Origin of the sequence: Saccharopolyspora sp. (assembly GCF_017434145.1) — a bacterium.
Taxonomy (GTDB): domain Bacteria; phylum Actinomycetota; class Actinomycetes; order Mycobacteriales; family Pseudonocardiaceae; genus Saccharopolyspora_C; species Saccharopolyspora_C galaxeae.
The window spans coordinates 1-1,824 of sequence record NZ_JAFRFW010000771.1 but is presented as its reverse complement, the minus strand read 5'-3'; the positions used below and the strand labels follow the sequence as shown (position 1 = coordinate 1,824).

Genomic DNA, 1,824 nt, shown 5'->3' with positions numbered 1-1,824 from the left:
GGCGCTGCGGCTCAGGTGTCCGGGCGGGTGCGGCGGCGGGACGGCAGTGCGGCGATCGCGGTGAACAGCAACGCAGCGGCCTGCACCACCAGCATCGCGGTGCGGGAGCTGTCGCTGTAGTCCACCCGGACCTCGCCCGCCTCCTCCGGCAGCGGCACCGCGACCTGGTGCCCCCACGCCTTCGCCAGCGGCGCCTCCCGACCGTCGATCACCACCTGCCAGCCGGGCTCGTGCTCGGCGGCCAGCACCAGCGCCCGCCCGACGCCGCCCGCCGACACGCGGACCGCGACCTCCGGCGTCGCTGCGGGCACCGGAATGGGCCGGGCCTGCGGAGACGGGGCTGCCTCCAGCCGCGCCTGCCGCGCCAGGTCCGGCCCGAGCAGCTGCACCGGCCCGGTCGGCAGCAGCACGCGCAGCACCACCGAGCCGTCGCCGAGCCTGCCGTGCTCCACGACCATTTCGCCGGCCGCGCGCTGCACCTCCGCCGAAGCGGCGGCGGGCACGGCGACGTGACCGGCACCGCGCGCGGCCGCGGCGGCCAGCGCCGACCGCACCCGCTGCTGATCGCCGGAGAGCACGTCCGCCTCGGACTGCCGGAGCCAGTCGACCGCGCTGCTCACCGGCACCAGATCGTCGTCGCCGAAACGCGGACCGCTGCCGTCCACCAGCCGGGCGGGCTGCGGCCCCGGGTCCAGGACCAGCAGCGCGCCGGGTCCGGCGAGTTCCGCGGCGAGCGCAGGGGTTCCCCCACCCGGCTCGGTGCGCAGCGGACCGCGCCCGGCCAGCACCGCGCTCACGCCCGTGACCAGCAGCGCGGCCGTCAGCAGCGCAACTCCCGCGCGGCGCGGCAGCCGGTTGATCGGTCCCGCCGACAGCGTCATCCACAGCAGCCCGGCCGCCGCGACGGTGAGCGCTGCCCCGGTCGCACCGGTCGTGGCGGGACCACCGCCGATCGGTGCGAGCGCGAACAGGTCCACGCAGGCCGCGGCCGCCCAGCCGACCAGCGCGGTGACCGCGCCGGGAAGCATCGCCTTGCGCGGGGCGAGCACCAGCGCCAACAGCGCGGTCAGCACCAGCAGCGCACCGGCGAGGCCCGCTGGTGCCGGGCTCAACGCGGCCAGCCAGCCACCCGCCGGTGCTTCGGTGAACCGGGCACCGAGCCCGTGCGCGAAGATCTCCGGATGCCGCAGCAGCACCACCGGCCACGGCAGCAGGCACGCCACCGGCAGCAGCACCAGCGCGGCCAACCCGGCGACCCGGCGCGGCGCGCGGCGCGCTTCGCTCGGCACCGCGACGAACCCGACCAGCGCCAGCACCACGAGGATCACGTGCACCAGCGGCGCGAAGGCACCCAGCACGGCGAGCCCGAGCGCGGTCAGGCAGGCAGTGCTGAGCCAATGCCGCGAGCGGCCCATCGCGGCCATCCGGGTCAGCCCGATCACCGCGGCGATACCCGCCAGCAGCGGCGGCACCAGCACGTGCGCGACCACGACGTCCAGCCGACCCTGCCCCGCGGACAACGTGGCCAGCGGCAGCAGCGCGTAGGCACCGGCGGCCAGCGCCCGGCTGCGGCCGGACATCGGCAGCGCTCGAGTGGCCGCGTAAGTGTTCAGCCCGGCCAGCGGTATCCCGAACAGCAGCAGCGCCCCCACCACCGCCGCCGGTCCGCCGATCGGCGCGAGCACGGTGCCCGCGATGGCGAGCACCAGCAGCGCGGCGGGTGCGGGAGAGCCGGTAGTGCTGAGTAGGCCCAAAGCGCTCAGCAGTTTGATCAGATTTCCCAACTGAATGTCCTCTCCATTTTCAAAACGCTGTATAGAACGC

General features: G+C 75.7%; 1 protein-coding gene. It reads right to left on the bottom strand.

Annotated features, from left to right (window positions below; translation table 11 throughout):
* Positions 1-11: 11 nt before the first annotated feature.
* A complete protein-coding gene (locus IJH84_RS20870) occupies positions 12-1,784 on the bottom strand; it encodes a hypothetical protein (RefSeq protein WP_295147935.1) in 1,773 nt (590 codons plus the stop codon).
* Between the last annotated feature and the right edge of the window lie 40 nt (positions 1,785-1,824).